Here is a 23,739-nt window from a genome sequence, read left to right on the forward strand (position 1 = left end):
AAATCGAACCGTAAAAACCAGCGTTGTATCAAATACGGTTTTTAGGACAACTACTTAAAACAATACACACATTCGGACACTATAATTTTCTGTATTGCCCGGGGGAATGGCCCAATTTTTTTTGAAAAGCGGAATACATGGTGGACCGTGATTTAAAACCTGCAGCAGTGCCAATCCCTTCGAGGGACAACTGGTTTTTTGTATCAGTTTCGATAAGTTTTATGGCTTTTTCAACTCGAAACCCATTTACCCATTCATTGAAATTATTACCAAAATTAGTATTGATACAAGTGGAAATCAATCTGGGGGACATATTGATGGCCTTTGCAAAATGATGGAGTGTTAGATCCTGGTTCAAGAAAAGTTCGGTTTCCACCATAAATTTATGAATTGCCTCACTTTGGAATGCATCGCATTTTTGAAAGGGAAATTCATTGGATAGAACTTCATTTTCGGGAACAATCCGATGAGGAATTTGATCGAACAAATTGGCATGCTGGTAGGCCTTATAACTGAGAAAGTAGAAAAAAAGCGCAACAAAACCCCAGATGATCATTTCTAAATTTGTTTCACTGGGACCGATAAAAAGGATTCGGGCTATTTCAATTCCCCAAAGCAAGGTGGCCGGAACCAACATAAATATGAATTGCCAAAGCCAGTTTATTTGAAGCATTTTATAGTCGGAATATTCATTTTGGGCTAGTTTTCTGAAGGCGCGGGTTTCCGTGATGGCAATGGTAAAGGCGGCAACCAAAATAGCAAAGGCATAAAGCTGTTGCGCCAGGTGGAAATTTTCAACAGCCATTGGCCCAAATGCGGCTTCCAAGGTAACCGAATGCATGAAAAAAAGAAATATATTTAAAATGGTGAGCGCACCAATGGCTGTGGCCAGAATATAGTTGTACTTCAAGAATTTCCTGTACTTGGCACTTTTGCCAATTTTTTCCAACACATAATGTATAAAGAAGAGGGGAATGAACAGTTTTACTTCGAGCAGCGAAAAATACGTGTCCACGGGATAGGAACCTATATAACGAAAAGGCAGAATGGTGGTAAGCGCTTCCAAGATGATACTTAACAAAAAAAATCCCAAAAGGGTGTTCGCAAAACTGCTATGCGTTTTTGAAAAAATGTACAGCAATGCCAATAGCAAGCCCTGTATTAGGGCGGCCCATAAAATAACATTGCCAACGTCGCTCATAAATAGGAATAGTGAAACAAATATAATTTTTTCGGGGAAACAAAGGCTTCGTAGTAGCGGGGAAGTCTTGTAAACGAATATATTAGGTTTTTTGATCTTTGCGGAAAACTTCAACCAAATTGAAAATGAGGATGCAAAACACCACCCAAATTAGTCCAGCAATGTAGCCGCCGGCAACATCCGATGGATAGTGCACTCCCAGATAAATTCTACTGATGCCAATTGCCAAAATAATGAAAACCAAGAAAATAGCTATCCCGATTTTTAAATAGATGTTGATCTTAAAGTTAAAGAAGAGATAGATCACAAAACCATAAAAAGCCATGGCACTCATGGCGTGGCCGCTAGGATAGCTAAGGGTTTCTACGGACACTAGATGTTCAATACCCGGTCGGGCCCGGTCGATAAATCGTTTTAAAATGGTGTTTGAGAGCGAGGCCAGCACTAAAACAAATATGGTTTGCAACAGTCCTCTCCATTTTTTGAAAATAAAAAAGGACAGCAGGCTGGAAATGGCTAGCACAATTAAATAGCCATATAAATCGCCAACATGGGTAATAAAAATAAAAAATTGAGTGAGCGCCGGAGTTCGAAAAGCGATTACGTAATCGGTAATAGCTTGATCATATTGAGGCAAAAGTTCGTCGTGCAATTCATCCGTGAGCTCAACAAACATATTAATACCGCCAATAACAATTATTAGCGCCACAACTACCGTAATTATATAGGGAAGTTTGCTATTATATTGATGAAAATTGTGGATTAAAAAAGCTTTTATCTTTTGAATTAATGCCCGAATGGATTCTCTCATTTTCAGCAAAATTTAATGGGATTGATGGCTAAAGATAAGTTTAATTTTTAGGGGAATTAAATTGAAGGATTGTTTAAAGATAACGCCAAAGGATAAAAAGAAAATTGAAAATTCTATAGCTATACCCTTAAAATTTTTTCCATCGCCCTGCCCTTGGCCAGCTCGTCCACTAGTTTATCTAGGTAACGGATTTTCTTCATCAGCGGTTCTTCAATTTCCTCTACGCGGTAGCCGCAGATTACGCCGGTTATTTTTGATACGTTTGGGTTTAAATGGGGGGCTTCGTCAAAAAAGGTTTCAAAGGTTACCTTTTTGTCTATTCGCTGTTGCAGTTGTTCTAGGCTATAGCCGGTTAGCCAATGGATAATGGTATCTACTTCCCCCTTGGTTCGTCCTTTTTTTTCGGCCTTGGCTATGTAGTGGGGATACACGCTGGCGAAGGTCATTTTGTAGATTCGGTGAGTTTTCATAGAGAATTTATTTTTTAATCGTGGAATAAGGGTGCCTAAATTCTCATTGTCTAGTTGTCTTTCGCCATATTTTGCTTTCAAATATCTGCATTTTTGTTTCCGCATCATTCGCGAATGCCGCTGTTAAGAATCTGTGGGTAAATTAAAAAGCAGCTTGTTCTTTTTGTTCTACAGTGGTTGTTTCCGGTTTAACAACTTCGCAATCTTCTGTTCGTGCAGCCATGCAAAGCGTGAAGCATAACATTGAAAAAATACTGTTTTTTGAATATTTATATAACCTTATTTCTAATTTATACAGGATATCATTTATAAAAATACAAATTTTATGTTGTCAGTGGTGCGCATTGCATATGATTTAATTAAGATGGGCACGCGTGGAAAACGCATCAGGAGAAGGAGATACGGACGCGAGTTTTCGTTCCTTTTCCAGATATGGATTTTGGAACTTGTCTGCGCATTCTTTAAATTAAGAGTTAGGTGTTAGTTGTTAGGAGTTAGTAGTTTTTGGTTTTACTTCGAGAATTGGATTAGCTTTTTTATCAAAACAATCTGTCCAAGGTGGTAATAACAATGCTCAATCATGGCGTCAATATTTCTTTGGTAGGTGCCATATTTTATATCGGTAAAAGAATGGTTTAAATTGCTTTCTGGCAGTTGCTCCACGAGAGTTGCAAATTCTTCGGCATCGTTAAAGAAAATATTGAGGAAATCCTTCCATTCTTTTTCAGCCGTCAGGGGAGGAAAATAGAAACTATTAACATCCTTAATTTCCAGATCGTTACCAATAAATACGGCAGAAACACCTTTTATATAATAATGTACATGCTGCGCCAAAAGTGCGATGGTGTTGAGTTCTCCCACCTTTTTGCACGCTATTTTCAACGGCAGATTTTCCAATTGAGCCTTATAATTGGTGTTTGCTATAAACGTGCCGTGCAGCAGTACTTCCCGGAAACGGTCTGCCAATTGTTGGGTGGTTGTCATCTTATATTTATTTGGTTTATTAAAGTAACAGTTTTTTGGGAAATTGCCCTTTAAAAATTCGCAACAACTATCTTTGCGCAAAAATCTTTCGTTTTGGCACTTTCTGATTATACCAAGGAATTTAAGTTCAATACAAAACTGGCAACCCCGGTAATTTTGGGTATGCTCGGGCACCAAGTAGTGGCTCTTGTTGACAATATTATGGTGGGCCAATTGGGTAGTGCCGAACTTGCCGCGGTGTCTCTGGGCAATAGTTTTATGTTTGTGGCCATGAGTATTGGCGTGGGCTTTTCAACCGCCATCACACCTTTGGTGGCCGAGGCCGATGGCGAAGGAAATCGTGAAAAGGGAAAATCATCATTTAAGCACGGTCTGTTTTTGTGCAGCGTGCTTGGGTTGGTTCTGTTTGCAATTGTTATGGCCGCAAAACCGCTGATGTATGTGATGAAACAACCGCCCGAAGTGGTGGATTTGGCAATGCCATACCTAACGTTGGTAGCAGCATCTCTGGTGCCATTAATAATTTTTCAGGGATTTAAACAGTTTAGCGATGGCCTATCAATGACGCGTTTTCCCATGTATGCTACGGTTGTGGCTAATTTGGTGAACGTGCTGCTCAACTATATGTTTATCTTCGGAAAATTTGGCGCCCCAGAACTTGGGGTAGTGGGCGCGGCAATAGGGACTTTGGTCTCGCGGGTAGTGATGGTTGCTTATTTGTGGTATTTGTTGAGCCGAAAGGAAAAGTCGCGATATTTTGTTACCAATATTAAGATATTCACATTAAGTAAAATAATGCTGAAGAAGCTTTTAAACCTAGGTTTTCCTTCGGCATTGCAAATGTTTTTTGAGGTGGCAATTTTCACCTCGGCAGTGTGGCTGTCAGGAATTCTAGGGAAAAACCCTCAAGCGGCAAACCAAATTGCACTGAACCTCGCCTCCATGACCTTTATGGTGGCAATGGGTTTTAGCGTGGCCGCTATGATTAGGGTGGGTAACCAAAAAGGTTTGAAAAACTTTCGCGAATTGCGCCGTGTGGCCATTTCAATTGGATTGTTGACTTCAATATTGTCTTTAATTTTTGCGATTTTCTTTATTCTTTTTAATGATGAATTGCCAAAAATATTCCTGGATTATAACAGCGTGGAAGATCTTACCGATAATATTGAAGTGGTAACCATAGCCGCACAACTCTTGATTATAGCTGCCATTTTCCAGTTTACCGATGCACTTCAAGTGGTGGCACTTGGCGCACTGCGCGGAATGCAGGATGTAAAGATTCCCACGGTCATAACCTTTATAGCCTATTGGATTATCGGTTTCCCAATTTCGTATTACTTAAGTATGGAAACCTCCTTGGAAAGCATGGGAATATGGATAGGCCTGTTGGCGGGCTTAACGGCAAGCGGCATTATGTTATTCATCAGATTTAATTATCTTTCGAAAAAATTGATTCGGCAGAAAATGTTGATGAGCCAATAGCGAAAAGCGACTAGCAAAAAGGGAATAGAGAATAGAGAACAGAGATTTTTTTATAATAACCAAACAATCAACCAACAACCATCAAAAAAACAAAAAAATGGATTTCCCAAAATATTTATTAGGCGACAATAGCGATTATCCAACCGCCATTTTTGTAATTCATACAGAGTTTCCTCGTTTTATAATAAACCTTGAAAACGATGAAGTGGAATGGTTGGAAGATTTTGATGCCGAGGACCAAAAGGAGCTTGAGGCAGAGGCAGAGAATTTGATTCAGGGGGCAAATGATTTTTATGATAGGGAAATTGCCCGCTATGATGAGGAATAATTTTGTTGTTTAACTGTTTCAATGTTTCAATGTTTAAATGTTTAAATGTTGAAGTGTTTGAAGGCGGAATTTATATTAATGTTTCAAAAGAATTAAAATTGAATGCTTGAAGAACTTTTAAAATACGACACTGAACTGTTTCTTCTTTTAAATAATTGGGGCAACCCCACTTGGGATGGGTTTTGGCTTTTTGTTACCGAAAAATGGTCGTCCATTCCCATTTACGCAATTCTTCTTTATTTAATTTATAAAAACTATGGTCTAAAAGGAACGCTCGTCATTGTGGTTTGCGTAGCTCTGATGATTACCGCCACCGACCAAGTTGCAAACGTTTTTAAACACGGATTTCGTCGCCCGCGCCCCTGCCAAGTCGCGGAATTAACAAAACAAATGCGCCACATTGCGGAAGGTTGTGGTAGGTATGGCTATTTTTCTGCCCACGCGGCCAGCAGTATGGCGGCTGCTGTTTTTTTAGGGCTGAGCCTTCAAAAATGGTATAAATATTTACCCTTTTTATTGTTGGTTTGGGCCATAGCCACAGGATATAGCCGCATTTATTTGGGCGTGCATTATCCGCTGGATGTTATTAGCGGGATGGCTTTTGGTGGTCTGGTGGGCTGGCTTTTTTATCTTTTGCAGCGTTGGGGGCAGAGGAAATTCAAAACGCAAACTGCAATTACTGCTTCGTAACTATAAACAAATCTCTATACAGCCTGTCTTTATGCGTACGACTTTCACGGCCTTTTGGGTTCATGTCATAACGGCCAATCCGCTTTGTTTTGAAAGGTGTGAAAACGGCTTCAAAATGTTCGATATTATTTTCTGAAACCATTACGCCGAATTCTTTTTCTTCGGGAATTGAAACTTTATCACCTGTTTTTAAAATTTCCATCTTTTCGCCATAATCCCAGATTAGCTCGGGCGTCATATCGGAGAATTCGTAAATTATTATTTGCTTTTCATTTCCGAAGCGGTTCAATTCTGAAAAGGATTTATAATCGGGATTGTTGGTAATGGCCGCACTCAGCGGTAGCCCGAACCAAATGATTATTACAATGAATGCAATGGTTAGATAAAAAACCGAGGCAATTTTTCTTCGTAAAAGATTTCGAAACATCAATATCCCAATGGCGAACAATGTTATTGAAAGTAGCACGAACCATATCCAATTTCCCGATAAACCGTTTTTAAGAAATATGTAACCCCCTATGGGAAAGGCAATTCCGATCAGCGCGATCAGTCCGAAATTGAAATAGACCGGCCAAGTTTCCCGCTTGTCGCGTATTTCCTTAAATTTTCTGAATAAATATTCAATATAAAATGCCGTGTTTAGCGCCATTGGAATTAGGACAGGCAGCAGATAGCGAGACTTTTTCTCCGGAATTAGAGAAAGCAACACAACCGAAATAATAGTCCAAAGAAAAGTAAATAGATATGCTTTTTTGTTGATTACGCGGTTTTTTAAATACGGATATAACAGTGCTATAAATGCGGGAATGGTCCAAACTCCGCTTTGGGTGAAGAAGCTCCAGTAATAATAGAACGGTTTTGTTTCGTAGCTAATCCAGTTGGTGGTTTCCTTTTTGGTAATTGCCGCGGCAGCCGGATCAAAGGTAAGAGTGTACCAATGCCACCAAGCAGAAACAATTGTTGCAACAAATAGAAAAACAAAAAGCGGCAACCATCGCGATTTAAAATTTCGGAATTTGTAAACGATTCCGAACGCCAACAGAAACGGCAGGAGCAGAGCATATAGGGAAACGGGCCCTTTGCTCAAGAACGAAAAGCCAAAAAAAAGCCCAGCTAAAATGGTATTTCTGTAAATGTGTTTTTCTTGCGTAAAAAATAAAAATAGCAAGTAGATGCAAACCACCATAAACCCATGCGTGTAAATATCCCACTGTCCATCACGGGCGGAAGCAACAACATAAAATGATGTCGCCATTATCAGGGAACTTATGAATGCGAAAAATTTGCCGGAAGTAAGTTTTTGTGAAAACTTATAGGAGAAAAATATCAAAACAACCGTAATTATTGCCGCTGGAAGCCGCAATGCCCAAACATTTTTAATCCCGAACATTGCGGCGGATATGGCAGTGAGCCATGTGGGCAATGGAGGTTTTTGGTATCGCGGCTCCCCGTTTATGGTGGTTAGCAACCAATTTCCATCTACCAACATTTCACGGGCGGTAATAAAATTTCTTGCTTCCATTATGTTCACTGGCAACGAGCCCAAGTTCACAAAAAATATTGCCGCACAGATCAGCGATAGAAGCAATAAATAATTTTTCTCAACTTTCATTATCGGTCTGTTTTTTCCCAATAAAAATATTTCGCGCGTAGATAATCAAACCCGCAATATGACCCACGAAAAGCACCGGATCCTTTCTAAATATGGCGTAGATTAAAATAAGGGAGGCTCCCAATACGCTCAGAGTCCAAAAACCGACCGGTAATTGGGAGGTTTTAGTTTTTTCCGAAACCACCCATTGATACACAAAACGCAACGTAAAAATTATTTGCGAAACAATGCCCAACAATAAAAGCCAAAGTGGAATAGCATCATTCCTAAAAAGTTTTTGGATGTCATATTGTCCGTTATTGTAAGCGTAAATAACAATGAAAATAGGAAAAATGAACAATATTAACTGAAACCATTTTGGCGCTTTTTGCCACTCGCCCTGCAATTGTAGGTTTCGGATATAAATATAATAGGTAAGCGCCTGGCCCAGCATTATTGCAAAATCATTTCGCAGATGGCCGTACAGAAAAAGTAGAAAGGACGCCAGCAAACTGAGTTTCCAAAAAAGGGATGGGGTAATGATGCGTTTGCTTTTTTCGGAAAGAATCCATTGTAAAATAAGCCTTCCGCTGAAAAGGATTTGTGCCAAAAAGCCAATGCTATACACAATCCAATTGCTCATCCCTTGCATTTAATTTCGTAGTTGATGTATTTTTTCTTCATCCAAAGATATGCGAAACAATCCATCAGCGGACCTCCCAACCGGTTCCAAAGTCCAAATTTTGCCGTACCCGCACGTCGTGGAAAATGTTTTACAGGGATTTGCAATACTCTTCCGTGCTGCAACAAAACCATTGCGGGCAAGAATCTGTGCAGGCCATTGAACATTGGAATTTTTTTTGCGAATGGGGTTTTGATAACTTTCAACGGACAGCCGGTATCGTCCATTCCATCCCGCGTGAAGGACCTGCGAATGCCATTGGCAATTTTGGACGACATGTTTTTCACGAACTTATCCTTCCTATCGGCGCGAACGCCCGTAACCAAATCATACTCGCCAATGTGCTCTAGCAAAAGGTTGAAATCTTTTGGGTCCGTTTGAAGGTCGCTGTCAATATAACCCACCAATGGGCTTTCAATAGTATCGAACCCAGCTTTTATAGCCGTGCTCAAGCCTCGGTTTTCCTTGAAACAGATATAAAAAAAGTCATCGTTTCGGGCGCAGATTTCTTCAATCAAGTTCTGGCTATTGTCTTTGGAACCATCATTCACAAAAAGAATCGATGTCTTTTTGCTAGCTATTTTCAGGTATTCCTGTAGTTCCTCCTCAACCCTTTTCAGGTTTTCTTCTTCATTGTAAACGGGTACAATTATGGTAAATTCGTACATTGGATGGTTCCAAAAAGGTTTTTGCAAATGTAATTTTTTTACTTTAAAACTTCGGCGCTTTCCTATTTTAGAGAAAAGATCATTTTGTTTTATCAATACATTGCCTCCAATTTATTAAAAGCCTTAACTTAAAAAGTGGTTATTTTGCAGGATTAAATTAAAGAGCAGTTATCGAAAAGGATTTTTAAATGAAGATACTCATTACCGGCGCAGCTGGATTTATAGGATCGCATACTGCGGAAAGACTGCAAAAAATGGGACACCACGTGATTGGAGTGGATAATTTTTCACCCTATTATGACCCCCAGCTCAAAGCACTCAATGCCCGATCACTTAATGAAAATAGCATTGAAATCATTACACTTGATTTACGAGTGGATGATTTGGTGGCAGCACTACCGTTGGATTTAGATTTCATTTTTCATTTTGCGGCCCATCCCGGGATTTCAAATACTTCTTCCTTCCAAGATTATTATACCAACAATATTTTGGCGACTCACCGATTGCTTGAGTTTGCAGAGAACCTGCCCGAGAAACCATTTTTTGTCAATATTGCAACTTCCTCTATTTATGGTTTAGAGGCGACCTTTTCTGAAACCGTACCCCCGAAACCTGCGTCGTGGTACGGGGTCACAAAATTGGCAGCGGAACAATTGGTGATGGCCAAAACACGCGCGGAAAAATTGCGCGCCACCTCTTTTCGTTTATTTTCGGTTTATGGCCCTCGCGAAAGACCCGATAAACTTTACACACGATTGATAGATTGTGGATTAAACGCGAAGAAATTTCCACTCTTTGAGGGCAGTGAAAAACATTTGCGAAGCTTTACATATGTACAGGATATAGTTGATGGAATTGTAAGTGTTATTGGGAAAGAGGAAATCTGCAACGGAGAAATTTTCAATTTGGGCACCGAAACCGAGAACACTACGGCGGCGGGAATAGCTGCCGTGGAGGAAATTTTAAACAGAAAAATAGCACTGGAAAAAAAACCACCTCGCGCTGGCGACCAATCCCGGACCAAGGCAAATATTGACAAAGCTAGAAAACTTTTGGTCTATAACCCACAAACTTCGTTGAGGGATGGATTAGAAGCACAGGCGGAATGGTTCAAGAAAAATTTTGTTTAGCTTATTTAAGTTTTAATAATTTTTCCGCGGCCTCGAAGGGTGTGGTTTTATTTTCATCCAAGGCTTTCAGTTGTAATTCCAACTCCTTTTTTACTGAAGGATTTTCATAAAAATCCATCTTCAATCTACTATCCACGGTCTGCATCAGCCAAAATTTGTTTTGGTTTCTTCTTTTATGCTGAAAGTATCCGTTGGCTTTTACGCTTTCAAAATATTTTGATATAACGTCCCAAATTTCAGCAATGCCGTCATTTTTAAGTGCACTGCAGAGCAAGGTTTTTGGAGCCCACCCGCTTTCCTTTTCGGGATAAAGGTGCAGGGCGCGGTTGAATTCGGTTTTTGCCAATTTTGCCGCTTTAAGATTATCGCCGTCTGCCTTATTGATAACAATGGAATCAGCCATTTCCATAATACCTCGTTTTATTCCCTGAAGTTCATCGCCGGCTCCGGCCAATTTTAGCAAAAGAAAGAAATCGGTCATCGAGTGGACGGCGGTTTCACTTTGGCCAACGCCAACAGTTTCAATTAAAATTACATCGAAACCCGCGGCTTCACAGAGAATAATGGTTTCACGTGTTTTTCGGGCAACACCGCCCAAGGTATCGCCACTGGCGGAAGGACGGATATAAGCATTCTTTTCCTTCACCAAATCTTCCATTCGGGTTTTGTCACCCAAAATGCTGCCTTTGCTAATGCTACTGCTAGGGTCAACGGTTAGAATCGCTACTTTCTTACCTTGGGAAATTAATAATTTTCCAAATCTCTCAATAAATGTACTTTTGCCAACGCCGGGAACTCCAGTAATTCCGATACGAATGGAGTTGTTGGCAAATGGCAAACAACTCTCAATAAGTTTTTTTGCCTGTTGCTGGTGTTTTTGGGCAGTGCTTTCAATAATGGTAATTGCTTGGCTCAGTGCTGCTTGATTTTCTTTAAGAATTTCAGAAACCAAATGCTCGATCAATATGGGTTTATTCCTGCTTTTTTGAAGTTGTCGCACCACCTTTTGGTTCAAGGTTTCCGGAGGGGCAACCCCATTTTTTTCGGTTAAGGCGCTTGTATTTTTTTTCTTATTTGGCACAATGTGAATTTAGGACAATTTTATGAATATGTTTTTTATTAAGCCAGTTTTCAGTGGTATATTGGATTTTCTTATCAATTGCAAATTAATAAAATTAGAAATGCCTGCAGGCCAATTTAATAATCAAAGGGAGATGTTTTATCAGGCTTTCCATCTTTCCAATCTAACAAAAATTTTTAAGGATGAAAACATTATATGAAGCAACAACAACAGTAGTTGGTGGACGAAAAGGTCATTTAAAAACCGACGACGGGAAATTGGATTTGCAGCTTTCTGTCCCGAAAGGGCTGGGTGGTGAAGGTGGCGATGGCACCAATCCCGAGCAGCTTTTTGGTGGGGCCTATGCGGCCTGTTTTGGAGGGGCGGTGCAAGTGATAGCCAAAAAGAAGAAAATTGAGCTGTCCGATGATTTCAGTATTACTGCAACCATTGGGTTTAATGAAGATGAGGACGGAGCATTTCTAGAGGCTACGCTTGATTGCTATCTTCCTGGTGTTGATGTGAAAACCGGGGAAAGTATCATTAAAAATGCGCATAAAATTTGTCCTTTCTCTAAGGCAACACAGGATAATATTACCGTAAATTTGAATTTATTGCTTGACGAGTAAATTTGGCAATATAAAAAAAGCCCCGGATTTCCGGGGCTTTTTTGTTTACATTGCTTTTAGGTTTATAACCTTTCCTTTTTCATCATCCTTTTTGGACTCTTCCTTAACTTCATCTTTCTTTTCTTCCACAAACGGACTCTTCTTTGGCTGCTGTAATGCCTGTTTTATGTACCACTCCAATTGATATTTCTGCTTTTCCAAAAGTTCAAGAATGCCGTCGGGCAATTCCTTTCGTTCCAAAAGTTCGTCATACCTTTTTATATTGTTACGGTCCCGGTTAATGCAGGAATTCACAATTGCTTCGGCGTCAAAATGTTCAAGGGCTTCCTTAATTTCCTGCCATGTGCGGCTAATGTTGCCTTTTTCGGCGTCTTCCTTTAACGGCTCAATATCGCGCGAGTGCAGCTCGTTGGAAATGTCGTGGCTCATCCTGTTTCGCTCCACTGCCATATAATTCAAAAACCTTTTCAAATCTGTGGTTTGGGCATCCTGTGCGGCATTGTAGTACAATTTTTCTGCTTCAAAACAGGCCACCAGCAAGCGGTTTAGTTTGTCAAAATCTGCGTAATTCTTTTTCATAATTGTTAGATTCAATCAAGGTTAATTAAAATAATCGTGATCCGTTTCTGTATTTTCAATTTTCTTTTTTTTTATTTAGAGGGCATAAAATTAGCGAATTGGAAGCATTTTTTATGCCAAAATCAAAATGAAGAGAATACGGCAGAAAAGAATTTTTTTAAACCGTCTTCGGAATTCTTCGAGCAAGATACAAAATTTATATGCTCAGAATTTTTAAATAAACCTTAAAAATATTTTAGCGATTTCCCCTAAAATTAACGGCTGTCAAATGTTTTTAACAACTTTGTCGTTCAAAAAATTTATAAATATTGCAACAACTAAATTCTTTTTTCGTCTTTTAGATGAACAGCAACCAAAAAAAATTTTCAAGTTTGTCCGATTTGTTACTTATCGAGCAGTGCAAACAGTCTAACCAAAAGGCACAAATGGTGCTATATGGAAAATATTGTGACGGCATGTATATCATTGCCCAACGATATTTAAAGGACAGCGCTGCCGCGGAAGATGCAATGCAGGAAGCCTTTATAAAGGCATTTAAAAAACTAGGCCAGTTTAAGGGAGACGTCACTTTTGGGGCCTGGTTGAAGAGAATAGTGGTAAACACGTGCCTGGATGCATTAAAGGCGAAAAAGTTAGAAACGGAGAGTTTGAACGATGAGGTTTTCACTATTGCCCAAGATGATGTGGATTGGTCCATCCCCGATGAAACTACGGTTTCAGAAGTATTGGAGGCCATTGAGGAACTGCCGGACAATTACAGGACAGCGGTAAAATTATTTCTGATCGAAGGTTATGATCACCAGGAAATTTCAGAAATACTGCAGATTTCTGAAAATGCCTCTCGAACCTATCTTCATCGGGGAAAAATGAAATTGAAAGAAAAATTAAAACACTTGCGCTATGGCACGGGATATTAAAAAAATGTTCGAAAATTATACGCCGGAACCTGTGGAACTTCCCAAAGGTCACGAGGCACGTTTCAAAGCAAAATTGAACCAGGCCTTTCCCGAAACTTCCACGGAAAAAAGGCGGACATCGTGGCAGTGGCTCAAAATCGCTTCCGTAGCCGTGGTACTTATTGCGGTAAGTTTTTTTGGGTATCAACAGCTTTCACCAAAGAATTCGGAAAATATAAGCGATACGAAGAATTCTGTGGTAGATATTCAATCAGAAAAAGTGAATAATAGCCAAAAACAGCAGCTCACCTTGGCAGACATTTCTCCAGATTTGAAAAAAATGGAAGAATATTATATGACAGGTATCAACGTGCAATTGGCCTCTTTAAAAATCACGGAGGAAAATAGGGATGTTGTTAATGGTTATATGCAAAGATTGGCGGAATTGGACAAAGAATACAACAGATTGAATCTTGAACTTAATAAAGTAGGGCCCACCGAAGCTACCGTGGTTGCGCTAATCGATAATTTAAAAATTCGCTTGGATTTGCTGTTCAAGCTAAAGAACAAATTAAAAGAACTAAAAAATCAAAACAATGAAAACTTTGAAATCATACAAACCTAAAGCAACCCTTCTTTTGTTGCTAATGATTGGGACCATTGGCTATTCACAGCAAAATTATGTGGAGAGTTTTAATGTGGCCGATAATGTGGAAGTGACGGTAAACACTTCTTTTACTGACATCGTTTTTGAAACGTGGAACAAAAACAAAGTTGAAGTGGAGGCCTATATTGAGGGTGAGAAACTTTCCGAAAAGGAAAAGCAGAATTTGATGAAAAACTGGAACCTAGACATAACCGGGAACAGCAAAGAAGTTAGCATTAATTCCAACTTTGAAAATGAAGGTTTTGCGATGCCAAATATGCCACAAATGGATTTTATAGGTCCGCTTATGGACAATATGGTTATGCCGATGATGCAGAATATTCAAGTGCCGCCACTTCCGCCGGAACTTTTGGAAAATATTGGCAGCATTCAATTCGATTATGAAGCGTTTCAAAAAGATGAGGAGGCTTATATGAAAAAATTTGAGGCGCAGATTGATAAAAAGTTTAATAAGGACTTCCAAAAGCGAATGGATGAATGGAGCAAAAATTTTGAATCTTCCTGGGATGCCCGTAGAACTGATAGTATAGGGGAGGCCTACGGAAAGGAAATGGAAGCTTGGGGCGAAAACTTTGGAAAGCGAATGGAAGCTTGGGGCGAGGAATATGGGAAAAAAATGGAGGCTTGGGCAAAGGAAATTGAGAAAAACTATGAAAAAGACGGTGAAAATTATACCAAAACCGTTACCAAAAGTCCTCACGGAACCTCTATTGTAATTAAAGGAAACCGAACAACCACAAGCGCAGGCAATGCCAAGAAAACCATTATTATTCGAATGCCCAAAAACGCCAAAACAAATGTAAACATTCGTCACGGCAGTTTAAAAATGGCAGACGCAAATAATTTGAAGGCCAAATTGGATTATACGCCGTTTAAGGCAAATAGCATTGATGGGGGGCAAACCCTCATCAGTGCTTCTTATGGTCCGGTGAATATAAATACTTGGAAACAGGGGTCACTCCACGTGAAGTTTGTGGACAATTGTTCCGTGGGTACAGTTCAAAATATAAACTTGCAAGCCAATTCCAGCGATGTGCGGATCGGAAACATTACCAATCAAGCTTTTCTTTCCGGTTCTTTTGGTGATTTGAGCATCGCAAAAATTTCGGATACCTTTGAAACCATTGACATTCGGCTGGAAAATACAGACGCAGTGGTGAAAGTGCCAGTGGGAGCGTTTTTGTTTTACTTCACCGGTAAAAAATCTACTTTGAAATATCCAAAATCACTTCAACTCAACGAATCCAAAAATGCCGATAGGGTTTTTTTGAAAGGCTATAACCAAAACAAGACATCCGGCAAGACAATCACTATTAATTCCAATTACAGCAATGTGTCACTTCAGTAAAATTTTCTGTTTGGTTTGAAAATTACTTTTTCCCTTAATTTTAAAATTCATATTCAAAAAAAACCCCTTTCCAAAATTGAAAAGGGGCTTGCGCATTGCGCGTATATAAATTGAGGAAAGTTTATTGTTTTACGATCTTAAAATTTTCTACATTGCCATTGCTACTCACTTTCACAAGATAAACACCGATGGACAAGCTTGAAAGATCAAGTTGACTATTGTTTTCGTTGAATGAAACATTTGTCACCATTTGACCCGTAACTGTGTAAATTGAAACTGAATCTATCGCTTCCTTTGAATTTAAATGAAGAATATTTTCAACAGGGTTTGGATAAAATGAAACTGTGTTTTGCGCAATGTTGTTTGTTCCCAAAAGAAGATCATCAAGATAAACCATCCAACCTTCGGCAAATGGTGGCGGACCGTTTAGCCAACCTGCAATATATTTTCCATTTGGGGAAACTGAAATAGCCGTGCCCAAAAGTCCGTCGGGTGAATTGACGGTAATGCCATTATCAGCCAATACATCCTTTAAAAACAATGGTTGTGTTCCTAAAGAAGGGTGATAGATTATTGCATCCCTAACTTGAAAATCCACATCGGCGAAGCCAACCACAACGCCATCATCAGAAATGCTGGTAAAAGCTGCAGAGTTGGCACCAGTTGGCGCATCATAGCTTGTAAAGGTATTTGAGGCCAAATCAAAAATAAACGGTTTATTATCAAAATCGCCCACCATTACATCACTACTGTTTATGTCGCTGATGGAATTTATTCCAGTGAGTGTAGGTAACTGGCCCTCGGGAATGAAATGATATTCACCATCCAAAGTTCTATAAGCGGGCACGCGAAGGGTACCGCCGCCATCGGGACGGTCAACCCAGCCCACCATAATTCCATTGTCATTTACGGCATAGGAAGCGCTGGCTTCTCCTTCGGGATCTAATGTAATTATCAATTCTTGGGTTACAGTGTCAAAAAGAAAACCTCCGTAATCATTGCCAACACTAGATTGGCCGGTTATGTATTGGCTGTTTGGCGAAATACCGTATGTGGTATTTTCATCAAAATTCATAGGGTCTTGCTCTGGTGTGAAACCAATTGCGTTCCACACTCCATCTTTTCGATATCCTGCCTGTAAAATAAAATTAGGTTCATCATAAAACATAAATCCGGCCACATTGCCATCATTATTAACAGCCTGTACCATCACCGCCTCCGGCTCGAGTGGCATAAGTGTGTTTGTTTCAAAATCATAATAGTCATAAACGGTAACGCCGAAACCTGAATCGTTTACATCATTGAAACGTGTGCCCATGTCGGTGAGTACTTTCAATTCAACCTGTGCGGATGCCGTTGTGGCAGCAATTAAAAAGCAGACTGCAAGAGTGCTTTTCGCAAAAAAAGTAATTTTTCTCATTTTAAATTATTTAAATAGAATTAGTAAAATTTTGGAGCCGCAAAGTAAATTTTATCCTGCTATAATAAAAGAAACACCCTTTCGGAATTCGGAATTTCTATAGATTTTAATTTATAAAATACTGATAGTCAAGAGCAATTTAATAATGTAATAAAATGGGAAATCCTTTTTTTTTGAATAATATTAAAACTTCAATTCCTTTCGAAGTGCTTTCAGGGTCTTTTCCGAAGAAAAAATAAAGCGCGCCAATATTAAAATTATGGCGCTCATTAATACAATCAATACAATCTTGTATATATTATTTGTGTTGTTGAGGTTCTCCACTTTTTCCGAATTTACCCTCATTAAATTGTAGATTGACTTATCAATGGTTCTGCGCTCCGTTTTGATGATTTCATCGTGAATTGTCTGGCTTTTGTTTTCGAACACTTCATAATTTTCAATATCGCCCAAGGCCAAATAATTGTTGGCAAGCATGGTATATATGGATCGGTTCAATATTTTGTCGCCCACTTTCTCGGAATTTTCAAGGGCGTTTAATAGTAGTTGTATGGCTACCGTGTGTTGGCCTTCCATCGTATAAACATTGGCCAATCCTTTTTGGGCAAAGGCAATCAAGCTTTTGGCGTTATTTTTTTCCGCATAAGTTATGGACTGTAAAAAGCTTTCTTCGGCCTCGTTAATTTTGTCAATCACCAACAAACAGTTTCCTTTATTATAAAAAGCGATGCTGAGGTTCGAATTTACGGGGACCTCAATTAGAATTTTTTGATAGGCCGCAATAGCACTGTTAAAATAGTCCAGCGCAATCTCGCAACTCATTTGTTCCCGATAAATAAACCCACGTACTAAGTGGTTAAAACCCAAACTCTGCGATTTTTCAGTGCTTTCGGGAAGGGTGCCTAACAAGGTATAAGCATCGTCCAGATAAGTTAAGGCCCTGTCATACACATTCAATTCTTGATATTGCCCCCCAATCCGGTTAAGCAAATTAATCTTCAATTGCACGTCCGTTATTTTTGGAAACATTTCCATAGCTTTTCGGGAATATTCCAGCGACTTTTCATACTCTCTTTTGGAGGAATATGCCGTGGAAATAATGATAAGCGAACGCACTTTAATGTCAATGGAATTTGATTCCTTTAATAAATTTTCCGCAGTTTCAATGGCCAAGTTCGGATTTTCATAAATCTGCCGCCGTGCGAATTCAATGATGCTATCAGTTTGTTGCTGTGCCCACAGCATTGGCCCGAAAAGCATTAAACTTCCCATTAAAAAGAAAAGAGCGTATGTTGTTATATTTTTCATTTTTAAATGGCTAAGGCGTTTTCCTGTTTGTCTCGCAATAATGTTATAAATGTGGTGGGGGAGATGCCTGTGACGGATTTGAATACAGTGGCAAAAACGCTATGGGAGGAAAATCCGCTTTCCTCGGCCAAATAGCTGATTTTATACTGCAAATATTGAGGATCATTTTCTAATTTTTGAATGATGAAATTGATCCGCAATTCATTGATATAGCTATTAAAGTTTTTCTGTTTATGCGTGTTTATAATTTCCGAGAGGTATTTCGTGTTGGTTTCAAACTGCAGCGCCATTCTAGAAAGGGAAATATCCTTATTTGTGAAATTCAACGATTGTTCAAAATCATCCAATTTGGTAAGCAATTGCTGCTCGGCCTCTTTCGGAACATTCAAGGTTTTTACAGCTTCGGGTTTGAATGGGGCGGGCGCGGTAACTGGTTCTTTTCGTTTTTCCAAATAGCCTATAAACTTCCGGTATTGCCCAATTTTGGCCCGATATCTTAATGCGGTGAGCCCTAAAATCAGCAACAGCAGCAGCAGTCCCGCGCCCAAAACTAATAGCTGGAATCTATTTTTGGACCGAAGGGCATCGAGCCGTTGGTTTTCGTTTTCATTAAAAATATTATAAGCCGTATTAACCGATTCATGTTCAAAGTCGCCGCGGGTGTTGTTGAGTTCGTCGGCCAATTGTTTAAATTCATTGAAGGCTTCGAGATTTTTAATTTCGAGGTAATTTTTGGCAATCGCATTTGCAATTGTTATTTGCTCGGAAAGATTGGGGAATTTCTCCGCAAGTTTCATTGCCACTTTTAAGGTGTCTATTGCCCGGGCGTGTTCATTTTTTTGGTGAAGGAAATCGCCATATTTTAACAGCGCTTTCATTTGTAAATAATTGCCAGGCTTCTTTTTTTCGCTCTGTCGGAAAGCTGACAACAAATAGTTTCGAGCAGAATCTAACTGGGCATGTTGCAGATGCATTTCTGCTAGATCCAAATCAATATTCCCAATTTGCTGACCGTCGTCGTTTGCCATTTGGTTTTGCAGCAGCGCTTTCGCTTTGTAAATTCTGCCAAAATTAGCGTCTGAACTATCGATTTGTGCCGTATTTAAGGAATATTGAATAGTTTTTCCCTTTACCCAGTTTTTAATTTTAGTATCAGAATTTCTATCCGATAAATCCAAAGCCTGGATAGAATAATAGTTGGCGAGGGATCCAATTTCCAGTTCTTTCAAAATTTTGGAGAGAAGAATATTTAATTCAATTTGCGTTTCATCTGCACCGTTCCAATTTACATCGGCAGATTGTAACCCTTTTTTTAAGGCCAGATTATATCTTCCTTGCATATAATAGCCGCGCGTAAGCAGGTAGGTTGCCTTGAACAAATCCGCCTGGCTATTGGATTTTTCTGAAATATATTCCGCAATTCGGATCGCTTCTTGGGGGTCTGAATACAGCACATCTTCCGCTTGGGCCAATAGACTGGAAATATTATCTTCCTGTGCAATTGAAACTGCGAAAATGAACAGCATTAAAAATGTGCAAACCCTACTCATGCCTCCTACGTACTTTTCAAGCTGTAAAAGTAGTTACAATGCCTGAAAAGCCTAGCAAAAATTTGTGAAACTACTACTTATATCACTTCAAAAATTCCACTGAATACAAAACCCCTTTTCATAGAATGAAAAGGGGTTTGCTGGGGAAGTGCACAATTTGTGGGGCAATTAATTCAAAAAAAAATAATCTTAAACTTTCATTTTAAAAACCGCCCACCTAAAAAAGAAGGTGGACGGTCCATCCAAAATCCAAAATTTAACTATGAAAAAATTTACTACTAACTATTAATTTTTTACGATTTTGAAAGTTTCGGTTGCATTGTTTGCCGTTACTCTGGCAAAGTAGATGCCTGTTGTAAGTGCTGACATATCTAGTTCTCCATTCACGCCATTTATTTCCTTATTCAATAATTGTTGCCCATTCACATTGAAAATGGTTACGGAATTTAATTCGGTATTGGAGGTTATTTGAAGCACATCGGTCACCGGATTTGGATATAAAGCCACACCTTCAATTTGGCTTTCTTCGATACCAATGGTTCCACAAGTTAAAAGCAGCTGAAAGTTACCGGATTTTGTGTCATCATATCCTTCAATCATTATAACATACGTACCTGTTCCGTCAGATTCAAAAGACAATTCCGGTTGGTTTACGCAGGAGCTATCGTTAAATGCAATTTGATTTGTTAGGTTGCAATCACTATAAACCCTCACAGTTGTTGGGAAATTAGTATCGGGTCCACAAGCGTTTAAGGTTATGGTTTCAGCCGAACCATTACCAGTGTATGAATAGAACACATCCGGCGAAGCATTTCCTCCGGAATTGGTTGCAAAAATGGTCGAGCTGGTAACCAAATCACCACAAGCTAAAGCTATTGACTCAACACAGTCATCATTGGTGGGAACTGCTGGAAGTTGCACTCTATATGTGAAAGTATCACCCCATGGGCCAATGGTTGGATCATATCCCCATCCGGTTATAAATTCCCCGTTAAAGGAGATAGAATTCGGAACCCAAATTGGGCTTGCGTCCATAGTATAGCCCAAAGTATCGGTCACAAAGGAATTGAATTCCTGTAACCCGCCGGTTGCAGTCCATATGAACGGAACATTTGGGTCCCAGGGTCCAATTCGGAAATAGCCAATTACCATCGTACCATCGTGGTTTATTCCGGTAACGTTTCCAGTACTGCCCGGGGACAAAGTGCCCAAGGACATATATCCTGTAGTTTCACTCCAGATCCACGGTTCGCCATTATTTGCGTAATCACCACGGCCTCCAATCCAGTTACCGTCGGCAGAGATGGCGCTGCATTCACCCAATTGGTTATATTCATCGGTTGGGTCGCCATTCGGGTCTAATAATAGATATTCATTAGGCAGCCAGTTGCCATGGGCATCCTTTCGCCACACTGCAGATTTCCACGGTCCGTTGAAATCCTGCCACCCTACAATTACGTTTCCGTCACCACTAACGGCATTTGCGCGGGTGCTTCGGTTTAGATTTGAGTATAAACTGCCCAAATCAACTAGGCCGTCTGCTGCTGTCCACGCTGTTGCGTGAACCGCAATTCCAGGTTCGCCGGGGGTAGGTTCAACATACGCACTACCAACGACCGTGCTTCCGTCTTCCGAAATGTTATAGCCGGAACTTAAGTTTCCATCCACAGAAACATTAAAACTGCCAAGTACGGTCCATTCATTATTCGCGACATTGTACAAGGATTGAACAGAATAGGTATTGGACGTAGATTCTTTTTTAAACATGACCCCTTGCGAGCCGAACACATAGCCAGTTCCGTTTTCTGTATAAATCACTTCATATAAAGCTTCATTAAAGGTTGAAGTTCCCAAATTATTGATGGGCCAGGTTTGGCCACCGTCTTCAGAAGAAAAAATTACCTCGGGAGTTCCAACCAGAGTAACATGATCTGCATCCAGCCAAGCTACATCGCGCCAGATAGGTCCGGGGCTATTGGCTACCGTTATTGTTTGCCAAGTGGCTCCGCCATCGATTGTTTTTAGTACAATATCATCGCCTACGGCAAAACCCGTATTCATATCATAAAACTCAATTCCCGCCAATACTCCGGCTCCCGATAGTACGGTAGTCCAAGTGGCACCATTGTCTATGGATTTTTGGATAGTACCTCCATTTGATATCATAAAATAAGTATCACCGCCCACATAAGTCAATTGGTCGGGAATTGCATCAACACCGGTAGCTTGGGTCCAAGTGGAACCACCATCGGAAGTGTAATAAATAGTTCCCGAGGCGCTGTTGGGGAATGCACCAATTATTCCATTTTGCCAATCCTTGAAAACTACATCGGTGTAGTACCAAATATCATTTCCGGGTGTCATTGTGGTCCAAGTATTTCCCGCATCGTTTGTTTTGGCTGCATACGCACTCCATCCCGCAACATAGCCGGTATACGAATCTGGAAAGCTCATACCTTCTATACCTTGGTTGGCACCCGTCCACAATTCTTCCCATGTTTCTCCGCCGTCATAAGTTCTTATAACAATTCCATCTCCATTATAGGTGGTGGATTGGCCAGAGGCGTAACCGGTTGAGTTTTGATTGTCTGGAAAATCAATGCCGGTGAAAATATAATTGTAACCGGTATTCATTTTTTCCCATTCGGTTGGAAGGGTAGTAGTTTCATAGGTTGTTCCTGAAAGTAAATTGCCGTCGCCAGAAAAGCGTGCGGCTCCGCCAACGCCCAATCCGGGTGCTGCACCTCCAATTTGCTGAAAGATATTGGTGTCTGGATTCCAAATGGAATATGGACCCGCCTGGGCTTCATATCCAGAAACTGTACCATCATTGGAGACCCCTTGGGTTTCAAAAAAAGTAGGCTTCACAATAAATTGGGCCATTACATTTTCGGCGCACAAAGCGTACAAGCACACCGTTAAAAGAATAATAATTTTTTTCATTGAAATAAGTTTTAATTGATTTGCATTTTCTGAAGGCTAAAATAAGTGCGCAAATACTCTAATAAAAGGAAGTATCTTTTGAATTTCGTGAATTTTAAAAGCGAAAAAACCACTTAAAGCCTTTAAGGACAAAGCTTTGCTTCTAATTTATAAATTTTAGGGAATGAAGAAATAAAATGGATGGAAAAGCTAATTCTTCAATTTGTTTTCCAGATTTTTTAACTGTTTTTCCCATATTAAAATAACACGTACCAGAAAAAAAAGTGCAGCTAATATGGAAATTATGAAGATGATTTGAATGGGTTTATAAATGCTATGGATTTCATTTATTTCTTCCGCTTTTGCTTCAGTTAAATTTAGAAGGGATTGGTTAATGGTTTTCCGACCCGAAATTTTATTCGCCTTTTTTATTGCCAAATATTTCTCTTGATAGCGCGAATAATTTTCCCAGTCGCCCAAAATAAGATAGTTGTTGGCCAGGCCTTGATAAATGCCTCTATTCAAAACTATGTCGCCAACATCTTTGGAAATGGCCAGCGCATTGGTGAGTAACGCAATCGCTTCTTTATAATTTCCCTTGCCAGATTCCGTTTCCGCAAGGCCTTTTTGGGCAAAGGCTATCAAGCTTTTTGCGTCTATTATCTTTGCATGGTCAATAGATTTTAAAAAGCATTCCTTGGCATCTTCAACCTTATTGAGGGAAAGCAGGCAATTGCCTTTGTTGTAGTAACAAATGCTTAAGTTGGCATTCATTACATGTGGTTTTTCCGTTGCCTTATTGAATGCAATTATTGCATCATCAAAGTATTTTAGGGCAATGTCGCAATTTGTTTGTTCCCGATAAATAAACCCTCGCAAAATGGAATTATAACCCAAAAAAGACTGAACCGAATCTTTCACCGGGTAGCTTTCAATTAGTAGCAAAGCTGCATCAAGATATTCCAAAGCTTTGTCGTGAATCTGCAATTCTTGGTAATGGGCAGCAATTCTGTTTAAAATGTTCATTTTCAGAATTTCATCCGTAATTGTTGGAATGAGATCATTTATTTGAACAATGTATTCCGAAGATTTCTCGTAGTCCCGTTGTGAGGAATACGCCGTGGATATTGCCAATAACGTGTTTATTTTATTTCGTAAGGTAATCGATGGGTGGGAATAGGCTTGTTGCGCGAGATGGATGGCGGCATCGGGGTTTTCATAAATCTGCTTATTGGCAAGTTGTAAAAGGCTATCCACTTCCTTTTGCGAATGAGCAATCGGCGCACAAAAGATGAATGCCAGCAACATTATTGGAGCCATATA

22 protein-coding genes are annotated in these 23,739 nt (G+C 39.7%); 8 read left to right on the plus strand and 14 right to left on the minus strand.

The window, feature by feature from the left end:
- Window positions 1-79: 79 nt before the first annotated feature.
- The 4 genes from QRD02_RS09735 to QRD02_RS09750 form a co-directional block, all read right to left on the minus strand.
- The gene (locus tag QRD02_RS09735) at window positions 80-1,201 is read right to left on the minus strand and encodes an AraC family transcriptional regulator (protein WP_290254753.1); all 1,122 of its coding nucleotides are present in this window, start codon (window positions 1,199-1,201) and stop codon (window positions 80-82) included.
- 82 nt (window positions 1,202-1,283) lie between these two features.
- Window positions 1,284-2,012, minus strand: coding sequence for a phosphatase PAP2 family protein (locus tag QRD02_RS09740; protein WP_290254754.1), 729 nt, complete (start codon window positions 2,010-2,012; stop codon window positions 1,284-1,286).
- 119 nt (window positions 2,013-2,131) lie between these two features.
- A complete protein-coding gene (locus QRD02_RS09745; protein WP_290254755.1) occupies window positions 2,132-2,482 on the minus strand; it encodes a DUF2200 domain-containing protein in 351 nt (116 codons plus the stop codon).
- Between the two features lie 510 nt (window positions 2,483-2,992).
- Window positions 2,993-3,466 (minus strand): DUF1572 domain-containing protein, encoded by a 474-nt coding sequence (locus QRD02_RS09750; protein ID WP_290254756.1) that lies wholly within the window; start codon window positions 3,464-3,466, stop codon window positions 2,993-2,995.
- Between the two features lie 93 nt (window positions 3,467-3,559).
- Here QRD02_RS09750 and QRD02_RS09755 point away from each other — a divergent pair, with 93 nt between their 5' ends.
- From QRD02_RS09755 to QRD02_RS09765, 3 genes are all read left to right on the plus strand, one after another.
- Window positions 3,560-4,948: an MATE family efflux transporter gene (locus tag QRD02_RS09755; RefSeq protein ID WP_290254757.1), complete on the plus strand. Its 1,389-nt coding sequence runs from the start codon at window positions 3,560-3,562 to the stop codon at window positions 4,946-4,948.
- Between the two features lie 97 nt (window positions 4,949-5,045).
- Window positions 5,046-5,276 carry a DUF8828 family protein gene (locus QRD02_RS09760; RefSeq protein ID WP_290254758.1) on the plus strand — a complete coding sequence of 77 codons (231 nt, stop codon included), beginning with the start codon at window positions 5,046-5,048 and terminating at the stop codon, window positions 5,274-5,276.
- Window positions 5,277-5,378: 102 nt separating this feature from the next.
- Window positions 5,379-5,966 carry a phosphatase PAP2 family protein gene (locus QRD02_RS09765; protein ID WP_290254759.1) on the plus strand — a complete coding sequence of 196 codons (588 nt, stop codon included), beginning with the start codon at window positions 5,379-5,381 and terminating at the stop codon, window positions 5,964-5,966.
- Here QRD02_RS09765 and QRD02_RS09770 read toward each other — a convergent pair.
- From QRD02_RS09770 to QRD02_RS09780, 3 genes are read right to left on the minus strand one after another with little or no spacing between them, the layout of a single operon-like run.
- Window positions 5,953-7,578: an ArnT family glycosyltransferase gene (locus QRD02_RS09770; RefSeq protein ID WP_290254760.1), complete on the minus strand. Its 1,626-nt coding sequence runs from the start codon at window positions 7,576-7,578 to the stop codon at window positions 5,953-5,955. The genes QRD02_RS09765 and QRD02_RS09770 overlap by 14 nt on opposite strands.
- Window positions 7,568-8,200 (minus strand): lipid-A-disaccharide synthase N-terminal domain-containing protein, encoded by a 633-nt coding sequence (locus QRD02_RS09775; protein ID WP_290254761.1) that lies wholly within the window; start codon window positions 8,198-8,200, stop codon window positions 7,568-7,570. Before QRD02_RS09775 ends, QRD02_RS09770 begins: the two co-directional genes overlap by 11 nt.
- Window positions 8,197-8,907, minus strand: a complete 711-nt coding sequence (locus QRD02_RS09780) for a glycosyltransferase family 2 protein (RefSeq protein WP_290254783.1) — start codon at window positions 8,905-8,907, stop codon at window positions 8,197-8,199. Before QRD02_RS09780 ends, QRD02_RS09775 begins: the two co-directional genes overlap by 4 nt.
- A gap of 188 nt (window positions 8,908-9,095) precedes the next feature.
- On the opposite strand from QRD02_RS09780, the gene QRD02_RS09785 reads away from it, so the two are divergent.
- Window positions 9,096-10,037, plus strand: coding sequence for an NAD-dependent epimerase/dehydratase family protein (locus QRD02_RS09785; protein ID WP_290254762.1), 942 nt, complete (start codon window positions 9,096-9,098; stop codon window positions 10,035-10,037).
- A gap of 1 nt (window position 10,038) precedes the next feature.
- Here the strand turns inward: QRD02_RS09785 and meaB are convergent, their stop codons facing one another.
- Window positions 10,039-11,118, minus strand: coding sequence for a methylmalonyl Co-A mutase-associated GTPase MeaB (gene meaB / locus QRD02_RS09790; RefSeq protein ID WP_290254763.1), 1,080 nt, complete (start codon window positions 11,116-11,118; stop codon window positions 10,039-10,041).
- 182 nt (window positions 11,119-11,300) lie between these two features.
- Between meaB and QRD02_RS09795 the strand changes: the two genes are divergently transcribed.
- Entirely contained in the window at window positions 11,301-11,726 is a 426-nt protein-coding gene (locus QRD02_RS09795; protein ID WP_290254764.1) for an Ohr family peroxiredoxin, read from the plus strand.
- 45 nt (window positions 11,727-11,771) lie between these two features.
- Here QRD02_RS09795 and QRD02_RS09800 read toward each other — a convergent pair whose 3' ends face one another.
- The gene (locus QRD02_RS09800; RefSeq protein ID WP_290254765.1) at window positions 11,772-12,305 is read right to left on the minus strand and encodes a DUF2383 domain-containing protein; all 534 of its coding nucleotides are present in this window, start codon (window positions 12,303-12,305) and stop codon (window positions 11,772-11,774) included.
- Window positions 12,306-12,676: 371 nt separating this feature from the next.
- Between QRD02_RS09800 and QRD02_RS09805 the strand changes: the two genes are divergently transcribed.
- The 3 genes from QRD02_RS09805 to QRD02_RS09815 are packed head-to-tail and all read left to right on the plus strand — an operon-like array spanning window position 12,677 to window position 15,216.
- Complete coding sequence (locus QRD02_RS09805) at window positions 12,677-13,222, plus strand: RNA polymerase sigma factor (protein WP_290254766.1); 546 nt, start codon at window positions 12,677-12,679, stop codon at window positions 13,220-13,222.
- The gene (locus tag QRD02_RS09810) at window positions 13,206-13,826 is read left to right on the plus strand and encodes a hypothetical protein (RefSeq protein WP_290254767.1); all 621 of its coding nucleotides are present in this window, start codon (window positions 13,206-13,208) and stop codon (window positions 13,824-13,826) included. The genes QRD02_RS09805 and QRD02_RS09810 overlap by 17 nt, the downstream gene beginning before the upstream one ends.
- Complete coding sequence (locus QRD02_RS09815) at window positions 13,798-15,216, plus strand: YggN family protein (protein ID WP_290254768.1); 1,419 nt, start codon at window positions 13,798-13,800, stop codon at window positions 15,214-15,216. Before QRD02_RS09810 ends, QRD02_RS09815 begins: the two co-directional genes overlap by 29 nt.
- 121 nt (window positions 15,217-15,337) lie before the next feature.
- Here the strand turns inward: QRD02_RS09815 and QRD02_RS09820 are convergent, their stop codons facing one another.
- The 5 genes from QRD02_RS09820 to QRD02_RS09840 form a co-directional block, all read right to left on the minus strand.
- Window positions 15,338-16,636 (minus strand): T9SS type A sorting domain-containing protein, encoded by a 1,299-nt coding sequence (locus QRD02_RS09820; RefSeq protein ID WP_290254769.1) that lies wholly within the window; start codon window positions 16,634-16,636, stop codon window positions 15,338-15,340.
- 183 nt (window positions 16,637-16,819) lie between these two features.
- Entirely contained in the window at window positions 16,820-17,944 is a 1,125-nt protein-coding gene (locus tag QRD02_RS09825; RefSeq protein WP_290254770.1) for a tetratricopeptide repeat protein, read from the minus strand.
- A 2-nt stretch (window positions 17,945-17,946) separates the two neighbouring features.
- Window positions 17,947-19,470 (minus strand): helix-turn-helix domain-containing protein, encoded by a 1,524-nt coding sequence (locus QRD02_RS09830; protein ID WP_290254771.1) that lies wholly within the window; start codon window positions 19,468-19,470, stop codon window positions 17,947-17,949.
- Window positions 19,471-19,779: 309 nt separating this feature from the next.
- Window positions 19,780-22,437 (minus strand): YCF48-related protein, encoded by a 2,658-nt coding sequence (locus QRD02_RS09835; RefSeq protein ID WP_290254772.1) that lies wholly within the window; start codon window positions 22,435-22,437, stop codon window positions 19,780-19,782.
- A 189-nt stretch (window positions 22,438-22,626) separates the two neighbouring features.
- The gene (locus tag QRD02_RS09840) at window positions 22,627-23,736 is read right to left on the minus strand and encodes a tetratricopeptide repeat protein (protein ID WP_290254773.1); all 1,110 of its coding nucleotides are present in this window, start codon (window positions 23,734-23,736) and stop codon (window positions 22,627-22,629) included.
- Between the last annotated feature and the right edge of the window lie 3 nt (window positions 23,737-23,739).

This window comes from Aequorivita aurantiaca (assembly GCF_030410135.1).
Taxonomy (GTDB): domain Bacteria; phylum Bacteroidota; class Bacteroidia; order Flavobacteriales; family Flavobacteriaceae; genus Aequorivita; species Aequorivita aurantiaca.